Origin of the sequence: Streptomyces sp. NPDC020681, from assembly GCF_044334895.1 — a bacterium.
Lineage (GTDB): Bacteria > Actinomycetota > Actinomycetes > Streptomycetales > Streptomycetaceae > Streptomyces.
Genome location: NZ_JBIRTX010000002.1, coordinates 1 through 16,259 on the forward strand (window position 1 = coordinate 1; position 16,259 = coordinate 16,259).

The following is a 16,259-nucleotide window of genomic DNA, read 5'->3' on the forward strand; positions in this document are numbered from 1 at the left end:
CCCGGCCCACAACCTGACATCAGCAAGGTCCCCACCCATAACCACACCAACGACTGAACTGCCCAACCGTCACGGCAAACACCGTTGCAGTACTAGGGCCTGTCGTTTGGATCAGGCCCTGGGCGTCCTCCGATTGACGCGGGCCGTCAAGTGGTGGCGGGCTCGCCTCCCCGATCCCGCACCATGGAGCGCGTGAGCGTGACCATCGACATCGCAGGGCTCCCCCAGGAGCGCGTCGTCTTCGACATATCCCCACTCGCCGAGCTCGGCGTGGCGCTGCACGCGCTCGCCGAGCCCGCGCACCACCCGGGGCTGCACGGCTGGGCCACCGCGACCGCCGCCGCGCTCAAGCCCGATCTCGCCGACCGGATGCACGAGGCCGACTTCCTGTGGCGGTCGACGTTCTCGGACGTCTTCATGCCGTTCGCCGGACTGCCCGCGGGCGGAGCCGTGGGCGAGCGTGCGGGTGCCACGATCGCCGAGGAGCTGGATCTGCTCGACCGGCTCGACGACGAGCGGTTCGTCTCCGCCGCGCTGGAGTTCACCTGCGCCAGTAGGTACGGGACCGGCGCCCCCTCCGCCCTCAGCGACCCCGCCCGCCGCGAGCGGGCGCTCGAACTCGCCGCCAACCGAGGACCCACGCAGCTGGCCTTCACCCGGCGGCTGCTGGACGACCCCGCTTCCGTACGCGCCTGGGTGCGTCGCCTGTTCGAGGACTGCGACCAGGCCTTCTTCGCCGACACCTGGCGCCGGGTCGCCCCTGCGCTCGCGGCCGACGCCCGCCACAAGACCGATGTGCTGCACCGCAAGGGCCTGGCCGACGCCCTGCACGCCGTGTCGCCGGCGCTCACGGTGGACGAGGACGGGACCCGTATCAGCGCCGACAAGCTCGCGGACGGCCGGACGACGGCGGTCGACCCGGCCGTCGGCGCCGGGCTCACTCTCGTTCCGACGAGCTTCGGCTGGCCGCACCTGATGGTGCTGCACGCGCCCGGCTGGCGGCCGGTGATCCACTATCCGGTCGCCTCGCCCGGGCTGCCCGGACCCGCGCCCGTCGAGCTGCTGAAGCTGCGGATGGAGGCGCTGGCCCACCCCATGCGCATGCGCCTGTGCCGCAAACTCGCCCGCGCTGCGTTCACGACGAGCGAACTGGCCGACGTGTACAACCTCACCGCGCCCGAAGTCTCCCGTCATCTGGCCGTGCTGAAGAAGGCCGGGCTCATCTCCACGCGCCGGCGCGGCCGTTATGTACTGCACCAGCTGGACGTCGCCGCGGTGGCCCGCCTCGGCAGCGACTTCCTGGAGACGGTCCTGCGCTGAACGGTCCTGTGCTGAGCGGTCCTGCGCCAGGGCCTGTTCGGGACGAGAGGCCTAGGCGCCGATGCGCAGCAGGAGCTTGCCGGTCGTCGCGCGGCTCTCCATCAGCCGGTGCGCCTCCGCCGCCTCCGCGAGCGGCAGTTCGGCGGTGACGGGCAGTTCCACCTCGCCGTCGGCGACCAGCCGGAAGGCCCGCTCGGACAGCGTCCGCAGCGCCTGCGGCGCGGTCCCCGCAAGCGTCATGATCGAGAATGCGGTCACCGACCGTGCGCCGGGGGCGAGTTCGGCCGTGCCGAACTGCCAGGCAGCCTCGTCGCTCGTGTTGCCGAAGGACACCACCCGTCCGAACGGCGAAAGGCAGTCCAGCGCGTGGCGCAGTGCGTCACCGCCGATCGGGTCGAGCAGCAGGTCGACGCCGCGCCCGCCGGTGGCGTCCGCCAGCCGCGCCGCCCAGTCGTCGCCGACGAAGACCTGGTCGTAGCCGTGCTTCAGCGCGAACTCGGCCTTGGCGGGCGACGACACCACTCCGTACACCGTGACCTCGCCGACCCGCTTGGCCAGCTGTCCCGCGGCCGTGCCGACTCCGCCTGCCGCGCCGTGCACCAGCACGCTCTCGCCGGACCGCAGCCGGCCGGCCTCGTGGACGAGCGCGTGCGCGGTCGGCAGCACGGTCGGCAGGGTGGCGGCGGTACGCAGCGAGAGCCCGGCCGGTACGGCGAAGGTCTGCGCGGCCGGGGCGAGCGCGACCTCCGCATAGCCGCCGCCCACGGTGAAGGCGGCGACCTCCTGGCCGACGGCCAGGCCGGTGACGCCCTCGCCGAGCGTCCGGATGCGGCCCGAGACCTCAAGTCCCGGACGGAAAGGCAGGCTTGGCACGCGGTAGCCGGTGCGCCGTGCCTTGATCTCGGCGAAGTTCACTCCGGCGTACGCGACATCGACGGCGACCTCTCCGGGGCCGGGCTCGGGCGCATCCACCTCGGCCAGTCGCAGCACTTCGGGGCCGCCGTACTCCGTCACCTGGATTGCGCGCATGCCGGACTCCTCCGCCGGGAGCACTCAGAGAGTGTTCAATGAAAAGCGAACACTTTGAGTGTACGGGCGCCATCGAACACTGCGCAAGGAGGAAACGCTCCGGTCCGACGGTCGCGTCAGGACGCCGGCCCGCCGCCCGCCCGCACCAGGCCCGACTCGTACGCCAGCACCACCACCTGCACCCGGTCCCGCAGGTTCAGCTTCGTGAGGATGCGGCCCACATGGGTCTTGACCGTGGCTTCCGAGAGCACCAGACGGCCCGCGATCTCGCCGTTCGACAGGCCCTGCGCGACCAGCATCATCACCTCGCGCTCGCGCTCGGTGAGCCGCTCCAGCTCCTTGTTGCGGGGCTCGCTGCCGCTGCTCGGGAGCATCGGCGAGAAGCGGTCCAGGAGACGGCGCGTGGTGGACGGCGCGACGACCGCGTCGCCGCTGTGGACCGAGCGGATCGCGCCCAGCAGCTCGGCCGGCGGCACGTCCTTGAGCATGAAGCCGCTCGCGCCCGCCTTCAGCCCGGAGAAGGCGTACTCGTCCAGGTCGAAGGTGGTCAGGATCAGCACCTTCGGCGCGTCCGGCTCCGCACAGATGCGGCGGGTCGCCTCGACGCCGTCCAGCCGCGGCATGCGGACGTCCATCAGCACGACGTCGACGGCCGTCGAGCGGAGGATGTCGATCGCCTCCGCGCCGTCGCCCGCCTCCGCCACGACCTCCATGTCCGGCTGTGCGGCGAGCACCATCCGGAAGCCGGTGCGCAGCAGCACCTGATCGTCGACGAGCATCACGCGGATGGACATGTCAGTGGTGTCCTCGGTCTGTAGGGGCTAGTGGGCGGGCTTGAGCGGGAGCAGTGCGCTGATCCGGAATCCGCCGCCGGGCCGGGGCCCCGCGTCCAGCGTGCCGCCGACCATACCGACCCGTTCCCGCATGCCGATGAGCCCGTGGCCCTTGCCGTCGGCGCCGCCGTCCTCGTACAGCTCGTGCGCCGAGCCGCGGCCGTCGTCCTCGACCAGCAGGCCGAGGCCGTCGTCGAAGTAGACGAGCCGCACGCTGGCGCCGACCTCCGGGCCGCCGTGCTTGCGGGTGTTGGTCAGGGCCTCCTGCACGATGCGGTACGCGGTGAGCTCGACGCCGCTCGGCAGCTGCCGCGGCGTCCCCTCGATCTTGAAGTCCACGGTGAGACCCGCGCGGCGCACCTGCTCGACCAGGTCCTCGATCTGCTGCACGTCCGGCTGCGGGACGTACTCGCCGCCCTCCTGGACGTCGCCGGTGCGCAGCACGCCGAGCAGCCGCCGCATCTCCGCGAGCGCCTGGCGGCCGGTGCTGGAGATGGTCTCCAGCGCCTGCTTGGCCTGATCGGGCGCGGCGTCGAGCACATAGGCCGCGCCGTCGGCCTGGACGACCATCACCGAGACGTTGTGCGCGACGACATCGTGCAGCTCACGGGCGATCCGCGCCCGCTCGGCCGCAACCGCGACCTTCGACTGCGCCTCGCGCTCCCGCTCCAGCCGCGATGCGCGCTCCTCGAGCTGGGCGAAGTACGCCCTGCGGGTGCGTATCGAGTCGCCGAGCACCCAGGCCAGCGCGAACGGCACGCTCATCACGATCACTATGAAGACTCTGCCGGCGACGCCGGTGTTCTCCTCCGGCCAGCGCACCTGTGCCAGCGTCGCCGCCGAAAGACCTCCGAGCAGCGCGAAGCGGGCCGACCAGCGCGGCCCGTCGTGCGCCGCCACGGTGTAGATGATCACCAGCATCGCGAAGTCGGCCGGGTTGACCTCGATGTCCAGCACGAGCTGGGCCAGACCCAGCACACCGGCGAGGACCAGCATCTTCTCCGGCATCCGGCGGCGCAGCGCCACGACCAGACTCAGCAGCAGCGCGATCCCGGCCGCGATCCACTTGGCCTCGATCCCGACCGGAACCGTCGTGGCCCACAGCAGAGAGAACCCGAAGAGCACAACACCCCAGAAGGTGTCGACGCCCGTCGGGTGTCTGCGGAGGAAGTCATAGAGGAGCTGCACGTAACCCAGCGTAGGGAAGGCGGATAGGTGCAGGGGTCAACCGGGGGAGCGATCCTGCGGTCCGAAAGGTACTCCCCAAGGTGGAGACTTGGGCGCGTGATGGATGACGGGACGGCTGATACGTGTCAGTGGCGCGGCTGGCGGGAAGCCTCGGAGGCCGCGCTGTACGGGCCTGATGGCTTCTACCTGCGACCCGAAGGCCCTGCTGGACACTTCCGTACATCTGTCCACGCCTCGCCGCTGTTCGCCTCGGCCGTGGCGCGGCTGCTGCTCGCCACGGCCGAAAAGACGGAGAGTGAGATGGCTCTCGTCGACATGGGCGCGGGCCGCGGCGAACTGATCACCGGCGTGCTCGCGGCCCTGCCGTCCGGCTTTCCGGTACAGGCGTACGCCGTCGAACGGGCCGCCCGCCCTGCCGGTCTGGACCCGCGCATCGAGTGGACCCCTCAGCCGCCCGCCGGCGTCAGCGGACTCCTCTTCGCCAACGAGTGGCTGGACAACGTCCCGGTGGACGTCGCCGAAGTGGACCCGGACGGGGTGGTGCGCCGGGTCCTCGTACACGACGACGGCACGGAACGCCTGGGAGAGCCGGTCACCGGCGCGGACGCGGAGTGGCTGGCGCGCTGGTGGCCCCTGACGGAGCCGGGTGCCCGGGCGGAGATCGGCCGCCCGCGCGACGAGGCGTGGGCGCGGGCGGCAGGCACGCTGCGGTCGGGCCTCGCGGTCGCCGTCGACTACGCGCACACCGCCGGGTCGCGTCCGCCGTTCGGCACGCTGACGGGCTTCCGCGACGGCCGCGAGGTCCGCCCGGTCCCGGACGGCACGTGCGACATCACGGCGCATGTGGCACTGGACGCGTGCGCGCTGCCGGGCGCGGAGCTGGTCTCGCAGCGGGACGCGCTACGGAACCTGGGCATTTCGGGTACCCGCCCGCCGCTGGCCCTCGCGTCGACGGACCCCACGGGCTATGTCCGCGCGCTGTCCTCGGCGAGCGAGGCGTCGGAACTGACGGCCCTGGGCGGCCTCGGCGACTTCGGCTGGCTGTTCCAGAAGACCGGCCCCGGGACCGGGTAGCCGGGGCCTGGACCCGGCGAGAGATACTGGCGCCATGACGGAGACCACGGTCGGCATCGGCGGCGCGGCGGAGAGCACCGACATGGTGCTCAACATCGGCCCCCAGCACCCCTCCACCCACGGCGTCCTCCGCCTCCGCCTCGTCCTCGACGGAGAGCGCATCCAGCACGCCGAGCCGGTCATCGGCTATATGCACCGCGGCGCGGAGAAGCTCTTCGAGGCCCGCGACTACCGCCAGATCGTGATGCTGGCCAACCGCCACGACTGGCTCTCCGCCTTCTCCAACGAGCTCGGCGTCGTCATGGCCGTCGAGCGCATGCTCGGCATGGAGGTCCCGGAGCGCGCGGTCTGGACCCGTACGCTCCTCGCCGAGCTCAACCGCGTACTGAACCACCTGATGTTCCTCGGCTCGTACCCCCTCGAACTGGGCGGCATCACGCCGATCTTCCACGCCTTCCGCGAGCGGGAGGACCTCCAGCACGTCATGGAGGAGATCTCCGGCGGCCGGATGCACTACATGTTCAACCGGGTCGGCGGCCTCAAGGAGGACCTGCCGGCGGGCTGGCTCGGCCGTGCCCGGGCCGCCGTGGCCGAGGTCAACTCGCGGATGGACGTGTACGACCGCCTGGTGCTCGGCAACGAGATCTTCCGCGGCCGCACCCGCGGCGTCGGCACCCTCAAGGCGGAGACGGTGCATGCGTACGGAGTGAGCGGCCCCATCGCCCGTGCCTCCGGCGTCGACTTCGATCTGCGCCGCGACGAGCCGTATCTGGCGTACGGAGAGCTGCAGGACACCCTGAGGGTCGTCACGCGCTCGGAGGGCGACTGCCTGGCCCGCTTCGAGGTGCTGCTGGAGCAGACGCACAACGCGCTGGAGCTCGCGGACGCCTGCCTGGACCGGATCGCCGAGCTGCCGCCCGGCCCGATCAACCAGCGGCTGCCGAAGGTGCTCAAGGCGCCGGAGGGCCACACCTACGCCTGGACCGAGAATCCGCTCGGGATCAACGGCTACTACCTGGTCTCCAAGGGCGAGAAGACTCCGTACCGGCTGAAGCTCCGCTCGGCGTCGTACAACAACATCCAGGCCCTCGTCGAGCTGCTGCCGGGCACGCTGGTCGCGGACATGGTTGCGATCCTGGGCTCGCTGTTCTTCGTCGTCGGCGACATCGACAAGTAGCCGACGACGGCAGGCAGCCCCGGACGACAGGCAGTCCCGGGAACGGACCGTCCTAGGAGCTGACCGCGTTGCGCAGCTCGGCCACGTCGAGCTGCTCCGTCTCGTCGTGCGCCGTCAGGTCGATCACCTTGCCGACCGCGCGCGCATGGTCCGTACGCTCCTCGGCCAGTGCCTCCTCGCCCACCACATCGGCGAGGTCCTCCTCCTGCACGGCCTCGATCGCCTTCTGCGTGCCGAAGAAGTCGAAGCCGCCCTCAGGACGGCGCTTGGCGGGGCGGCACTGCGGCCCGTACGGAACGATCGCTGCCGCCGCCGGGACGGGACGCCTGGCGGGAACGGCGGACGTCGGGTGGCTGTGCTGCTCTCCCCCGGCGGCCGCCGCGTGCTTCCCCTGCGGCTCGTCCGCCTCCCGGGATCGCTCCGCGATATCGCGGCGCCGGGCTTCGTCGACGGTGCGCTGCGCCTCCTGCGCGGCCGCGTTGCGCGACAGGTTGTCCAGCGCCTTGTTGGCGCGCAGGAACGTGGCCGGGGTGGGCGTGGTCCCCGCCGGCGGCAGGGCCTTGGCCGGGGCGGCCGCTTCGAGCGCCAGCTGCCTGCGGTCCTCGAGCACGCCGGCCCGCTCGGTCTCGGCGGTCGCGTACCGCCGCAGCAGCGCGGCGTGCTCACCGCGCAGCGCGGCCAGCTCGACGCGCTTGGCGCGCAGCTTGGCGTCGAGCTTGACGCGCAGCTCGCGCGATTCGTCGATATCCGTTTCGAGTTCGGCTATGCGCTCCTCGGTCTTCCACGCGTCGCTGGCACGGGCGCGGGTGAGCTCGGCGACGGCTCGTCCGGCGGCCCGGTCCCAACTGCGCATCATGACCGCGCCGGTGACGGCGGCGGCTGTCGCGGCCGTGACCAGCGTGCGGAGCACTAGTGGCTCCGCCAGAAACCACGCGCCGGCGGCACACAAAACCGACGCTCCGGCGACCGCGGAAGGCGGCAGCAGCCTGTGAAGGGGCGGGGAATGGCGGTGGCGTCCACGTGGCATGGCCTGAAATTTACCGTGCGTAGACGCCGAATGGGGTGTCGGCCCGGCAAATCTCTGGTTCAAGAACGCCGGGCCGCACCTTAACCGCTCCGTGAGCACTTTCTTACTCCCCAGTACGCAGTCTCCGGCTACTTCGTGAGCAGGCTCTTGGACTCCAGATATGCCTTCGCCGCGTCCTCCGGCTTTGCCCGCTCGGCGTCCACCTTGCGGTTCAGCTCAGCGAGGTCCTCGGTGGTCAGCACCTTGGTGAGCTTGGCGAGGACATCGGCTATCTCCTTGCTGCCCGCGTCCTTCGCATTGACCACCGGCAGGACGTTGTCCGCGTTCTGGAGCTTCTTGTCGTCCTCCAGGAAGACCAGACCGTCGATCACGGCGTCGGTGGTCGTGGTCAGCACGAGCTGGTCCTTGCCGTCCTTGACCGCCTGCTTGGCCTGCGGAGTGCCGACGCCCAAGGGGTCGATGCCCGCCACATCGATGCCGTACGTCTTCTTCAGACCGGGCGCGCAGAAGGGCCGCACCTCGCACTCGTCACCCGCGGCGATCTTCACCTTGAGCTTCGACTTGCCGAGATCGGAGAGAGTCTTGAGCTTGTTCTTCTCGGCGAATTCCTTGCTCACCGCGAACGCGTTCTGGTCGACGGCCTCGCCGGCCGGCAGCACCTTCAGCCCGCGCGGCTCGGCGAGCTTGGTGAGCGCGGCGACCGTGGCGTCGACATCGCCGGACGCCACGGGCTTCTCCTCGGGCGCCTTCGGTCCGTTCGCCTTCGCGTTGAGGAATTCGGCGATCGTCGCGGCGTATTCCGGCACGACGTCTATCTCGCCCTTCTCCAGCGAGGGTTCGTAAAGCTCACGGTTCTTCACCGTGGTCACGGACGTCTTGTATCCGGCGTCGGCCAGGAGCTGGGCATACAGCTCGGCAAGCACCTTGGACTCGGTGAAGGACGCGGCGCCGACGACGAGCGAGCCCTTCTTGCCCGAGCCACCGGCCGGTGCCGGACCGCTCTTCTCCTTCTCCAGGCTGTCGCCGCCGCATGCGGCGAGAGAACCCGTCAGGGCCACCACACCGAGTACCGCACCCGCGATGCGCGAGGTCTTGCTCATCAGGTTCTCTCCGTCCAAGTGTTGTCACACGGTCTTACGGAGGGGGTTCAGCAGCCGGTCGGCCGCCACCAGCACCCCTTCCACGAGCAGCGCGAGCAGCGCCGCCAGCAACGCACCGGCCACGACCTGAGGTGTGTTGTACGTGTTGAAGCCCGCCGTGATGATGCGGCCGAGGCCGCCCTGGCCGACCATCGAGGCGATCGTGGCCGTGGCCACCACCTGGACGGCGGCCGACCTGAGCCCGGTCATCAGCAGCGGATACGCGAGTGGCAGTTCGACCCGGAAGAAGAGCTGCCCGCCCGACATCCCCATCCCCCGCGCGGCCTCCACCACGGCGTGGTCCACCTCCCGCATGCCGACATAGGCGTTCGTCAGCAGCGGCGGCACGGCGAACAGCACCAGCGCGATGATCGTCGGCGCATAGCCGGCGCTGCGCAGCGGCGTGAGCATGAAGAGGGCGAGGACCGCGAAGACCGGGATGGCCCGGCCCGCGTTCGAGACATTGATCGCGAGCGCGCCGCCCTTGCCGAGATGGCCCAGCCACAGTGCGATGGGCAGTGCGATCGCGCAGGCCAGGGCCAGCGACACCCCGCTGACGTAGACATGCTCGCCCAGCCGGTGCCAGGCGCCGCTCTCCCCCGACCAGTTGGACCCGGTGGTGAGCCAGGTCCACGCGTCGGCCACTACGCCCATCAGGCCGTCCCCTTCGCCGTGACGGTCGCCCCCGCACCGGGCGTACCGGTGCCGGTCGCCGCCGAGCCCGGCGTCCCCGTGCGCGTCGGCGACGTGCGTATTCGCGTCCAGGGCGTCAGCAGCCGCTGCACTCCGAGCAGGAGCAGATCCGCGACGGCGGCCAGCAGCACGCACAGCACGGACGCGGTCAGTACCTGCGCCTTGAAGGTGGTCTGCACGCCGTCGTCGATGAGATTGCCCAGACCGCCCTTGCCGACCAGCGCGCCGACCGTGGTCAGCGCAATCGTAGAGACGGTCGCGATGCGCAGGCCCGCCATCAACGCGGGCAGCGCCAGTGGCAGTTCGACCTCCCAGAGCAGCCGGCCCGGTCCGTAACCCATCCCGCGCGCGGCCTCCCGCGCGTCATCGGGCACCGCTTCGAGACCGGCCATGATGTTCCGCACGAGAATGGTGAGCGAGTACAGCACCAGGCCGGTCACGACCAGCGCCGCCGAGAGTCCGAAGACCGGCAGCAGCAGCGAGAACATCGCCAGCGACGGAATCGTGTAGAGCAGCGTCGTGAGGCCCAGCACGGGTCCCGCGAAGGCGGGCTTCGCGCGGGCCAGCAACGCCAGCGGGAACGCCACGGCCAGTCCGATCACCACCGACACCACGGTGATCCACACATGTTGGACGGTGGCGTCGGTCAACTCCTGGCTGCGGCTGCGGAGGTACTCGCCGCAGATCCAGTCATTGGCCGCCAGACAGCCCTGCGCAGCCTGCTGCAAGCTCATGCACTCCCACCTCCCCTGCCACGCCGAACGTATGTCTGGCGACCATATCCCTGGCCACTGACAATCGCCGAGAGCCGCCACATTGCAGCAACATGGCTTTCACACAACACCCGTCACAATGGGGAACCATGATCCGTTTCGAGCATGTGACCAAGCGATACCCGGACGGGACGACAGCGGTCGACGACCTGTCGTTCGAGGTCGCCGAGGGCGAGCTGGTGACGCTCGTCGGACCCTCCGGCTGCGGCAAGACCACCACGATGAAGATGGTCAACCGCCTCATCGAGCCGAGCGACGGCCGGATATTTCTCGACGGGGCCGACATATCCGCCATCGACCCCGTCCAACTGCGCCGCCGTATCGGCTATGTCATCCAGCAGGTCGGACTCTTCCCGCACAAAACGGTCCTGGAGAACACCGCGACCGTCCCTCATCTCCTCGGCTGGCAGCGCGGCAAGGCCCGTGAGCGCGCCGCCGAACTGCTCGATCTGGTCGGCCTCGACCCGAAGACGTACGGCTCGCGCTACCCCGAGCAGCTCTCCGGCGGCCAGCGCCAGCGCGTCGGCGTGGCCCGGGCGCTCGCGGCCGATCCGCCGGTGCTGCTGATGGACGAACCGTTCGGCGCGGTGGACCCGGTGGTGCGCGAGCATCTGCAGAACGAGTTCCTCAGGCTCCAGTCGCAGGTCCGCAAGACCGTGTTGTTCGTCACCCATGACATCGAGGAGGCCGTCCGCCTCGGCGACCGTATCGCCGTCTACGGACAGGGCCGGATCGAGCAGTTCGACCACCCGGCCGCGGTGCTCGGCACTCCGGCGACGCCGTACGTCGCGGACTTCGTCGGCGCGGACCGCGGCCTCAAGCGGCTCTCCGTCACTCCCATCGAGGAGGGCGACCTGGAGCAGCCGCCCGTCGTGCATCTCGACGACCCGCTGCCGCGCGAGCTCGGCTCCCGCTGGGCCGTGGTCCTGGACGCCGAGGACAACCTGCACGGCTGGATCTCCGAGGAACAGACGCGGGGCAGCGGCTCGGTGCGCGAGCACGCCCGCCGGATGGAGGCCTGGCTGCCGGTCGGCGCCACGCTCAAGCAGGCGTTCTCCACGATGCTCCAGCACGACGCGGGCTGGATCGCGGTGATCGACAAGGAGGAGACGGGCCGCTTCCTCGGCGTCCTCACGCCGGCCCGGCTGCACGAGGCGCTGCGCCGCTCGATCGACGCGGACGCCCAGGCCATCCCCCGTACGGAGGTCGACCTGGAGTCGATCGAGACGGTGGCGGGAGTCGCGAAGGGCCTTTAGGCCGCGGGGCTTTGGCCACAGGGCTTCAGGCCTCGGGGCTTTGGGCCTCGGGACTTCAGGCCTTGAGCCGGCCGGACATCCACACCAGCGCCGGCGGAATCTCGCGTCGCCAGGTGTTGAAGTTGTGCCCGCCGCTGTCGAGCATGATCGACGAGACGCGTGCGGGCGCCTTCACCTTCTTGATGAACTCCCGCGTGCCCTTGAGGTTGTGCTCGCCCGACTCGGAGCTGGTGACCAGGAAGGACGACTTCCCCTGCGGCAGGTGGTCCAGGCTCCAGAGCAGATTGGCGCGGCTCTTCGCCTTCTTGTCGCCGTGGAAGAGGTCGCCTGTGGTCGGGTCTTCGGCAGCCTTGTAGTACGCGGAGAGGCCCGCGGCCACCGAGAACTGCTCCGGGTGGTGCAGCCCGATCTTCAGGGCGCAGTAACCGCCGGTGGAGTTCCCGATGAAGCCCCAGTTCTCCGGCTTGGTCCCCACCCGGTACGTCTCCGAGATCGCCTTCGGCAGATCCTTGGCGAAGTACGTCTCGGTCTGCGGCCCGCCCGGTATGTCCACGCATTCGGTGTCCCGCGGCGGCGCGACGGTCGGCCGCAGCATGACCAGGATCATCGGCTGCATCTTGCCGTCCTTGGCCTGCTGATACGCCGTCTTCGGATACTTCAGCCCTTTGATCAGGTTCTCCGCGGTGCCGGGGTAGCCGGTCACCACCAGAGCCGCCGGAAAGTTGCTTTTCCGGTATTGGGGCTGGAAATACTCCGGCGGCAGATAGACATAGGCCGGGCTGTCGATCTTCGACTTCTCGCCGGCAATGACGACCTTCTGTATCTGGCCGCCCACCGCCCACCGCGCGCCGCCCGGCACGTCCAGCCGCTGCCGGTCGACGACCTTGATCCGCTTCCCGGCCGCGGAGTGGTCCACCACCACGCCCAGCTCCTGCTTCTGGCCGAAGAGGTCGGACCAGGAGCCGTAGAAGAGAAAGGAGTTGTTGGCCGCAAGGCCGACCGCCGCGAAGAGCGCGAACTGGGTCGCAAGCAGAAGGCCGATCCTTCCGGTGACGGCTCGCCAGCCGCGTTTCGCCAGCCGCGGCCAGAGCCAGACGGTGGCGGCGAACAGCACAACGGCCAGAAGGACGGCCAAGGCCAGAACTTTGTTACTGGTCAGACCCATGAGTCGCGTGAGCTTTCTTCCTTGAGAATTTCCTGTGAGTGAGTGAACCCGCCCCCCGGAAGTCCCGTCCTAGAGAGCGCAAATCGTCCAAAGTCCGCTGACTGCGGCCCACGGACACAGGATCTCTCGCGGAGTCACGGGAAGCGATGTCTGCAACGGTAGATGGGGACAAATCAGGGTTGGTTCCGGATCGGGTACGTCGCGTGCTGCGCGGCCCCAGCCCGGAGCGGGTCCCTTCGCTGGTCGGCACGGCATGCACACTCGTCGGCCTGATCGACATCGCCGCCGGGGTCTTCCCCCGGTTCCGGCACAGCCGTATGCACTCGATGGCCGAGGTGCTCCCAGGAGCCACCGGTCCATTCGCCGCGGCGCTCTCGCTGAGCGCCGGCGTACTGCTCCTGCTGCTGGCGCACGGCCTCAAGCGCCACAAGCGCCGGGCCTGGCGTGCCGCGGTGATTCTGCTGCCCGCCGGGGCCGTGGCGCAGTTCGTCTACCGGCACTCGGTCATCGGCGCGCTGGTCTCGCTGGTGCTGCTCGCGCTGCTGCTGCGTCACCGGAGGGAGTTCGCGGCGCTGCCCGATCCCCGCAGCCGCTGGCGGGCAGTGGCCAACTTCGTCCTCATGGGCGCCGGTTCCCTCGGCCTCGGACTGGTCATCGTCAGCGCGCATCCGGGCAAGGAGGTCGGCAGCCCCAGCCTGACCGACCGCCTGGAGCACGTGATGTTCGGGCTCTTCGGCTTCGAGGGCCCGGTCGACTATGCGGGCCGGGTTTCCTGGACCGTCGGCTACTCGCTCGGCGCGCTCGGCCTGCTGACCGCCGTCACCACCATCTACCTGGCCTTCCGGCCCGAACACCCGACCGCCCGCCTCACCGGCGACGACGAGCGCCGACTGCGCGATCTGCTCGCCCGGCACGGCGGCCGGGACTCTCTCGGCCACTTCGCGACCCGCCGCGACAAGGGCGTCGTCTTCTCGCCGAGCGGCAAGGCCGCGGTCACCTACCGCGTCGTCTCCGGCGTGATGCTCGCCAGCGGCGACCCGATCGGCGACGTCGAGGCGTGGCCGGGCGCGATCGAGCGCTTCATGGACGAGGCCAAGGCGCACTCCTGGACCCCTGCCGTCATGGGCTGCTCGGAGACCGGCGGCGAGGTGTGGACCCGGGAGCCCGGACTGGACGCGCTCGAACTCGGCGACGAGGCGGTGGTGGACGTCGCGGATTTCTCCCTCACCGGGCGCGCGATGCGCAACGTACGCCAGATGGTGAAGCGTATCGAGCGCAATGGCTACACGACCCGGGTGCGGCGCGCTCGTGACCTCTCCGGCGAGGAGCTGGAGGCCATCCGGCAGGCGGCGGAGGACTGGCGCGGCACGGACACCGAGCGGGGATTCTCCATGGCGCTCGGGCGGATAGGCGACCCGGCGGACGGTGACGCCGTCATCGCCACCGCGCACAAGGCGGACCCCGATTCTCCGTACGGCGACCTGAAGGCGATCATCCACTTCGTCCCGTGGGGCACGGACGGCATGTCGCTGGAGCTGATGCGCCGCGACCGCTCGGCCGACCCGGGCATGAACGAACTGCTGATCGTGGCCGCCCTGCAGGCCTCGCCCGCACTGAAGATCGAGCGGGTCTCGCTGAACTTCGCGATGTTCCGCTCGGCGCTCGCCCGCGGCGAGAAGATCGGCGCGGGCCCGGTGCTGCGGATGTGGCGCGGACTGCTGGTGTTCCTCTCCCGCTGGTTCCAGATCGAGTCGCTGTACAAGTTCAACGCGAAGTTCCAGCCGCGCTGGGAGCCGCGCTTCGTGGTCTTCCGCAACACCCGTGACCTGCCGCGCATCGGCTTCGCCGCGATGCAGGCCGAGGGCTTTGTCACGCTGGCCCTCCCGCGTCTCTTCGCGCGCCGCCGCCCGCCGCGCCAGGCCCGCCCGTGCGCCCACATCCTTCCCGCCACGGCGGAGCGCGAGGTCCGCGCTGCATAGGGCCTGTCGTTTGGATCAGGCCGGATCAGCGAGCGGGGTCTGGCGCGTGCAGCTGCAAGGCGGAGGAAGGAGCCACTGCGGAGCATTGGCGACTGACGACAACGCAGCAGGTGTGCGTGTCAGGGCACGCGAGCCCGGCAAGATCCGAACGACAGGCCCTAAGGGCCGGGCGGCTCCTGTGGGTGGGCATGACGCTGTGCGGGCCTAGGCTGGGCCTATGAGTACGTTGCGTGGACGCGGCACGGTCGGCGGCCTGCCCCAGTGGGATCGCTGTGCCGTCATGGGCGTCATCAATGTGACGCCGGATTCCTTCTCCGACGGCGGTCGCTGGTTCGACACCACCGCCGCCGTCAAGCACGGCCTCGAGCTCGTCACCGAGGGCGCGGACCTCGTGGACGTCGGCGGCGAGTCCACCAGGCCCGGTGCCAGCCGCGTCGACGAGGACGAGGAGCTGCGGCGCGTCATCCCGGTCGTACGCGGTCTCGCCGCCGAAGGCGTCACCGTCTCCGTGGACACCATGCGCGCCACCGTCGCCGACAAGGCCGTCGCGGCCGGTGCCGTACTCGTCAACGACGTCAGCGGAGGTCTCGCCGACCCCGCCATGGTCCCGGCCGTCGCCGCGGCCGGCGTCCCCTTTGTCGTCATGCACTGGCGCGGCTTCAGCCAGGACATGAACAGCCGCGCCGTCTACACCGACGTCGTCGCCGAGGTCGTCGCCGAGCTCCGCGACCGCATGGACGCCGTGATCGCCGGCGGCATCGCGCCCGAGCGTCTCGTCGTCGACCCCGGTCTCGGATTCGCCAAGCAGGCCGAGCACGATCTCGCGCTCGTCGCCCATCTCGCCGAGCTCCACGCCCTGGGCCGCCCGCTCCTCGTCGCCGCGTCCCGCAAGCGGTTCCTGGGCCATGTACTGGCCAGGGAGGGCGCGCCGCCACCGGCCAGGGAGCGGGATGCCGCCACCGCCGCGGTCTCCGCGATCGCGGCGCACGAGGGTGCGTGGGCCGTCCGCGTCCACGAGGTGCGCGCAACTGCCGATGCCGTCCGCGTCGCGCGCGCCGTCGAGGCCGCCCGGTGAGCCGTACCGACGTCGAGCTGGTCGAAGAGGCCAACACCACGTTCTACGAGACCATGGAGCGCGGTGACTTCGAGAGCCTGTCCGAGCTCTGGCTGGACGAGGGCATCTCCTGCATCCACCCGGGCTGGCCGGTGCTTTCGGGCCGCGGCGAGGTGCTCCGCTCGTACGCCCTGATCATGGCGAACACCGAGTACATCCAGTTCTTCCTGACGGATGTGAAGGTGAGCCTGGCGGGCGACACCGCGCTTGTGACCTGTACGGAGAACATCCTCAGCGGCGGTCCCGCCGAGGAGAGCGGCGAACTCGGCCCGCTCGTCGGACAGCTCGTGGTCGCCACGAACGTGTTCCGTCGCACATCGGACGGGTGGAAGATCTGGTCACATCACGGATCACCCGTACTGACGGAAAGCGACGAGGAAGAGGACGAGGAGAGCCCCTCGTAAGTGGGTACGCGACTTTGTGGGGATTGGAATCCGGCGCTCCGGGTAGGGGCTGCCACCAGCCTCCCTGGGTCCCGGACCCGGGCCCCGT

The 16,259-nt window shown here is 70.2% G+C and carries 15 protein-coding genes; 7 read left to right on the forward strand and 8 right to left on the reverse strand.

What is annotated here, in order from left to right; genetic code table 11:
- Positions 1-198: 198 nt before the first annotated feature.
- Positions 199-1,320, forward strand: coding sequence for a DUF5937 family protein (locus tag ACH4YL_RS03435; protein WP_398505573.1), 1,122 nt, complete (start codon positions 199-201; stop codon positions 1,318-1,320).
- Positions 1,321-1,371: 51 nt separating this feature from the next.
- Here ACH4YL_RS03435 and ACH4YL_RS03440 read toward each other — a convergent pair whose 3' ends face one another.
- The 3 genes from ACH4YL_RS03440 to ACH4YL_RS03450 all read right to left on the reverse strand — a co-directional run bounded on the left by ACH4YL_RS03440 (position 1,372) and on the right by ACH4YL_RS03450 (position 4,370).
- Entirely contained in the window at positions 1,372-2,349 is a 978-nt protein-coding gene (locus ACH4YL_RS03440; protein ID WP_398504399.1) for a zinc-binding alcohol dehydrogenase family protein, read from the reverse strand.
- 116 nt (positions 2,350-2,465) lie between these two features.
- The gene (locus ACH4YL_RS03445) at positions 2,466-3,143 is read right to left on the reverse strand and encodes a response regulator (RefSeq protein WP_398504401.1); all 678 of its coding nucleotides are present in this window, start codon (positions 3,141-3,143) and stop codon (positions 2,466-2,468) included.
- 27 nt (positions 3,144-3,170) lie between these two features.
- Positions 3,171-4,370, reverse strand: a complete 1,200-nt coding sequence (locus tag ACH4YL_RS03450; protein WP_398504403.1) for a sensor histidine kinase — start codon at positions 4,368-4,370, stop codon at positions 3,171-3,173.
- 99 nt (positions 4,371-4,469) lie between these two features.
- On the opposite strand from ACH4YL_RS03450, the gene ACH4YL_RS03455 reads away from it, so the two are divergent.
- Positions 4,470-5,444 carry an SAM-dependent methyltransferase gene (locus ACH4YL_RS03455; RefSeq protein ID WP_398505575.1) on the forward strand — a complete coding sequence of 325 codons (975 nt, stop codon included), beginning with the start codon at positions 4,470-4,472 and terminating at the stop codon, positions 5,442-5,444.
- 34 nt (positions 5,445-5,478) lie between these two features.
- The gene (locus ACH4YL_RS03460) at positions 5,479-6,621 is read left to right on the forward strand and encodes an NADH-quinone oxidoreductase subunit D (protein WP_398504405.1); all 1,143 of its coding nucleotides are present in this window, start codon (positions 5,479-5,481) and stop codon (positions 6,619-6,621) included.
- 52 nt (positions 6,622-6,673) lie between these two features.
- On the opposite strand, the gene ACH4YL_RS03465 is transcribed toward ACH4YL_RS03460, so the two are convergent.
- From ACH4YL_RS03465 to ACH4YL_RS03480, 4 genes are all read right to left on the reverse strand, one after another.
- Entirely contained in the window at positions 6,674-7,648 is a 975-nt protein-coding gene (locus tag ACH4YL_RS03465) for a hypothetical protein (RefSeq protein WP_398504407.1), read from the reverse strand.
- Between the two features lie 128 nt (positions 7,649-7,776).
- Entirely contained in the window at positions 7,777-8,748 is a 972-nt protein-coding gene (locus tag ACH4YL_RS03470; RefSeq protein ID WP_398504409.1) for a glycine betaine ABC transporter substrate-binding protein, read from the reverse strand.
- Between the two features lie 24 nt (positions 8,749-8,772).
- Positions 8,773-9,441, reverse strand: a complete 669-nt coding sequence (locus ACH4YL_RS03475) for an ABC transporter permease (RefSeq protein ID WP_398504411.1) — start codon at positions 9,439-9,441, stop codon at positions 8,773-8,775.
- Entirely contained in the window at positions 9,441-10,214 is a 774-nt protein-coding gene (locus ACH4YL_RS03480; RefSeq protein WP_398504413.1) for an ABC transporter permease, read from the reverse strand. Before ACH4YL_RS03480 ends, ACH4YL_RS03475 begins: the two co-directional genes overlap by 1 nt.
- Positions 10,215-10,342: 128 nt before the next feature.
- Between ACH4YL_RS03480 and ACH4YL_RS03485 the strand changes: the two genes are divergently transcribed.
- On the forward strand, positions 10,343-11,509 hold the full coding sequence (locus tag ACH4YL_RS03485) for an ABC transporter ATP-binding protein (RefSeq protein WP_398504415.1): 1,167 nt from the start codon (positions 10,343-10,345) through the stop codon (positions 11,507-11,509).
- Positions 11,510-11,564: 55 nt separating this feature from the next.
- Here the strand turns inward: ACH4YL_RS03485 and ACH4YL_RS03490 are convergent, their stop codons facing one another.
- On the reverse strand, positions 11,565-12,674 hold the full coding sequence (locus ACH4YL_RS03490; protein ID WP_398504417.1) for an alpha/beta hydrolase: 1,110 nt from the start codon (positions 12,672-12,674) through the stop codon (positions 11,565-11,567).
- A 146-nt stretch (positions 12,675-12,820) separates the two neighbouring features.
- Between ACH4YL_RS03490 and ACH4YL_RS03495 the strand changes: the two genes are divergently transcribed.
- From ACH4YL_RS03495 to ACH4YL_RS03505, 3 genes are all read left to right on the forward strand, one after another.
- Positions 12,821-14,653, forward strand: coding sequence for a phosphatidylglycerol lysyltransferase domain-containing protein (locus tag ACH4YL_RS03495; RefSeq protein WP_398504419.1), 1,833 nt, complete (start codon positions 12,821-12,823; stop codon positions 14,651-14,653).
- A 217-nt stretch (positions 14,654-14,870) separates the two neighbouring features.
- Entirely contained in the window at positions 14,871-15,728 is an 858-nt protein-coding gene (folP, locus tag ACH4YL_RS03500; RefSeq protein ID WP_398504421.1) for a dihydropteroate synthase, read from the forward strand.
- Positions 15,725-16,171 (forward strand): nuclear transport factor 2 family protein, encoded by a 447-nt coding sequence (locus tag ACH4YL_RS03505; protein WP_398504423.1) that lies wholly within the window; start codon positions 15,725-15,727, stop codon positions 16,169-16,171. Before folP ends, ACH4YL_RS03505 begins: the two co-directional genes overlap by 4 nt.
- Positions 16,172-16,259 lie beyond the last annotated feature (88 nt).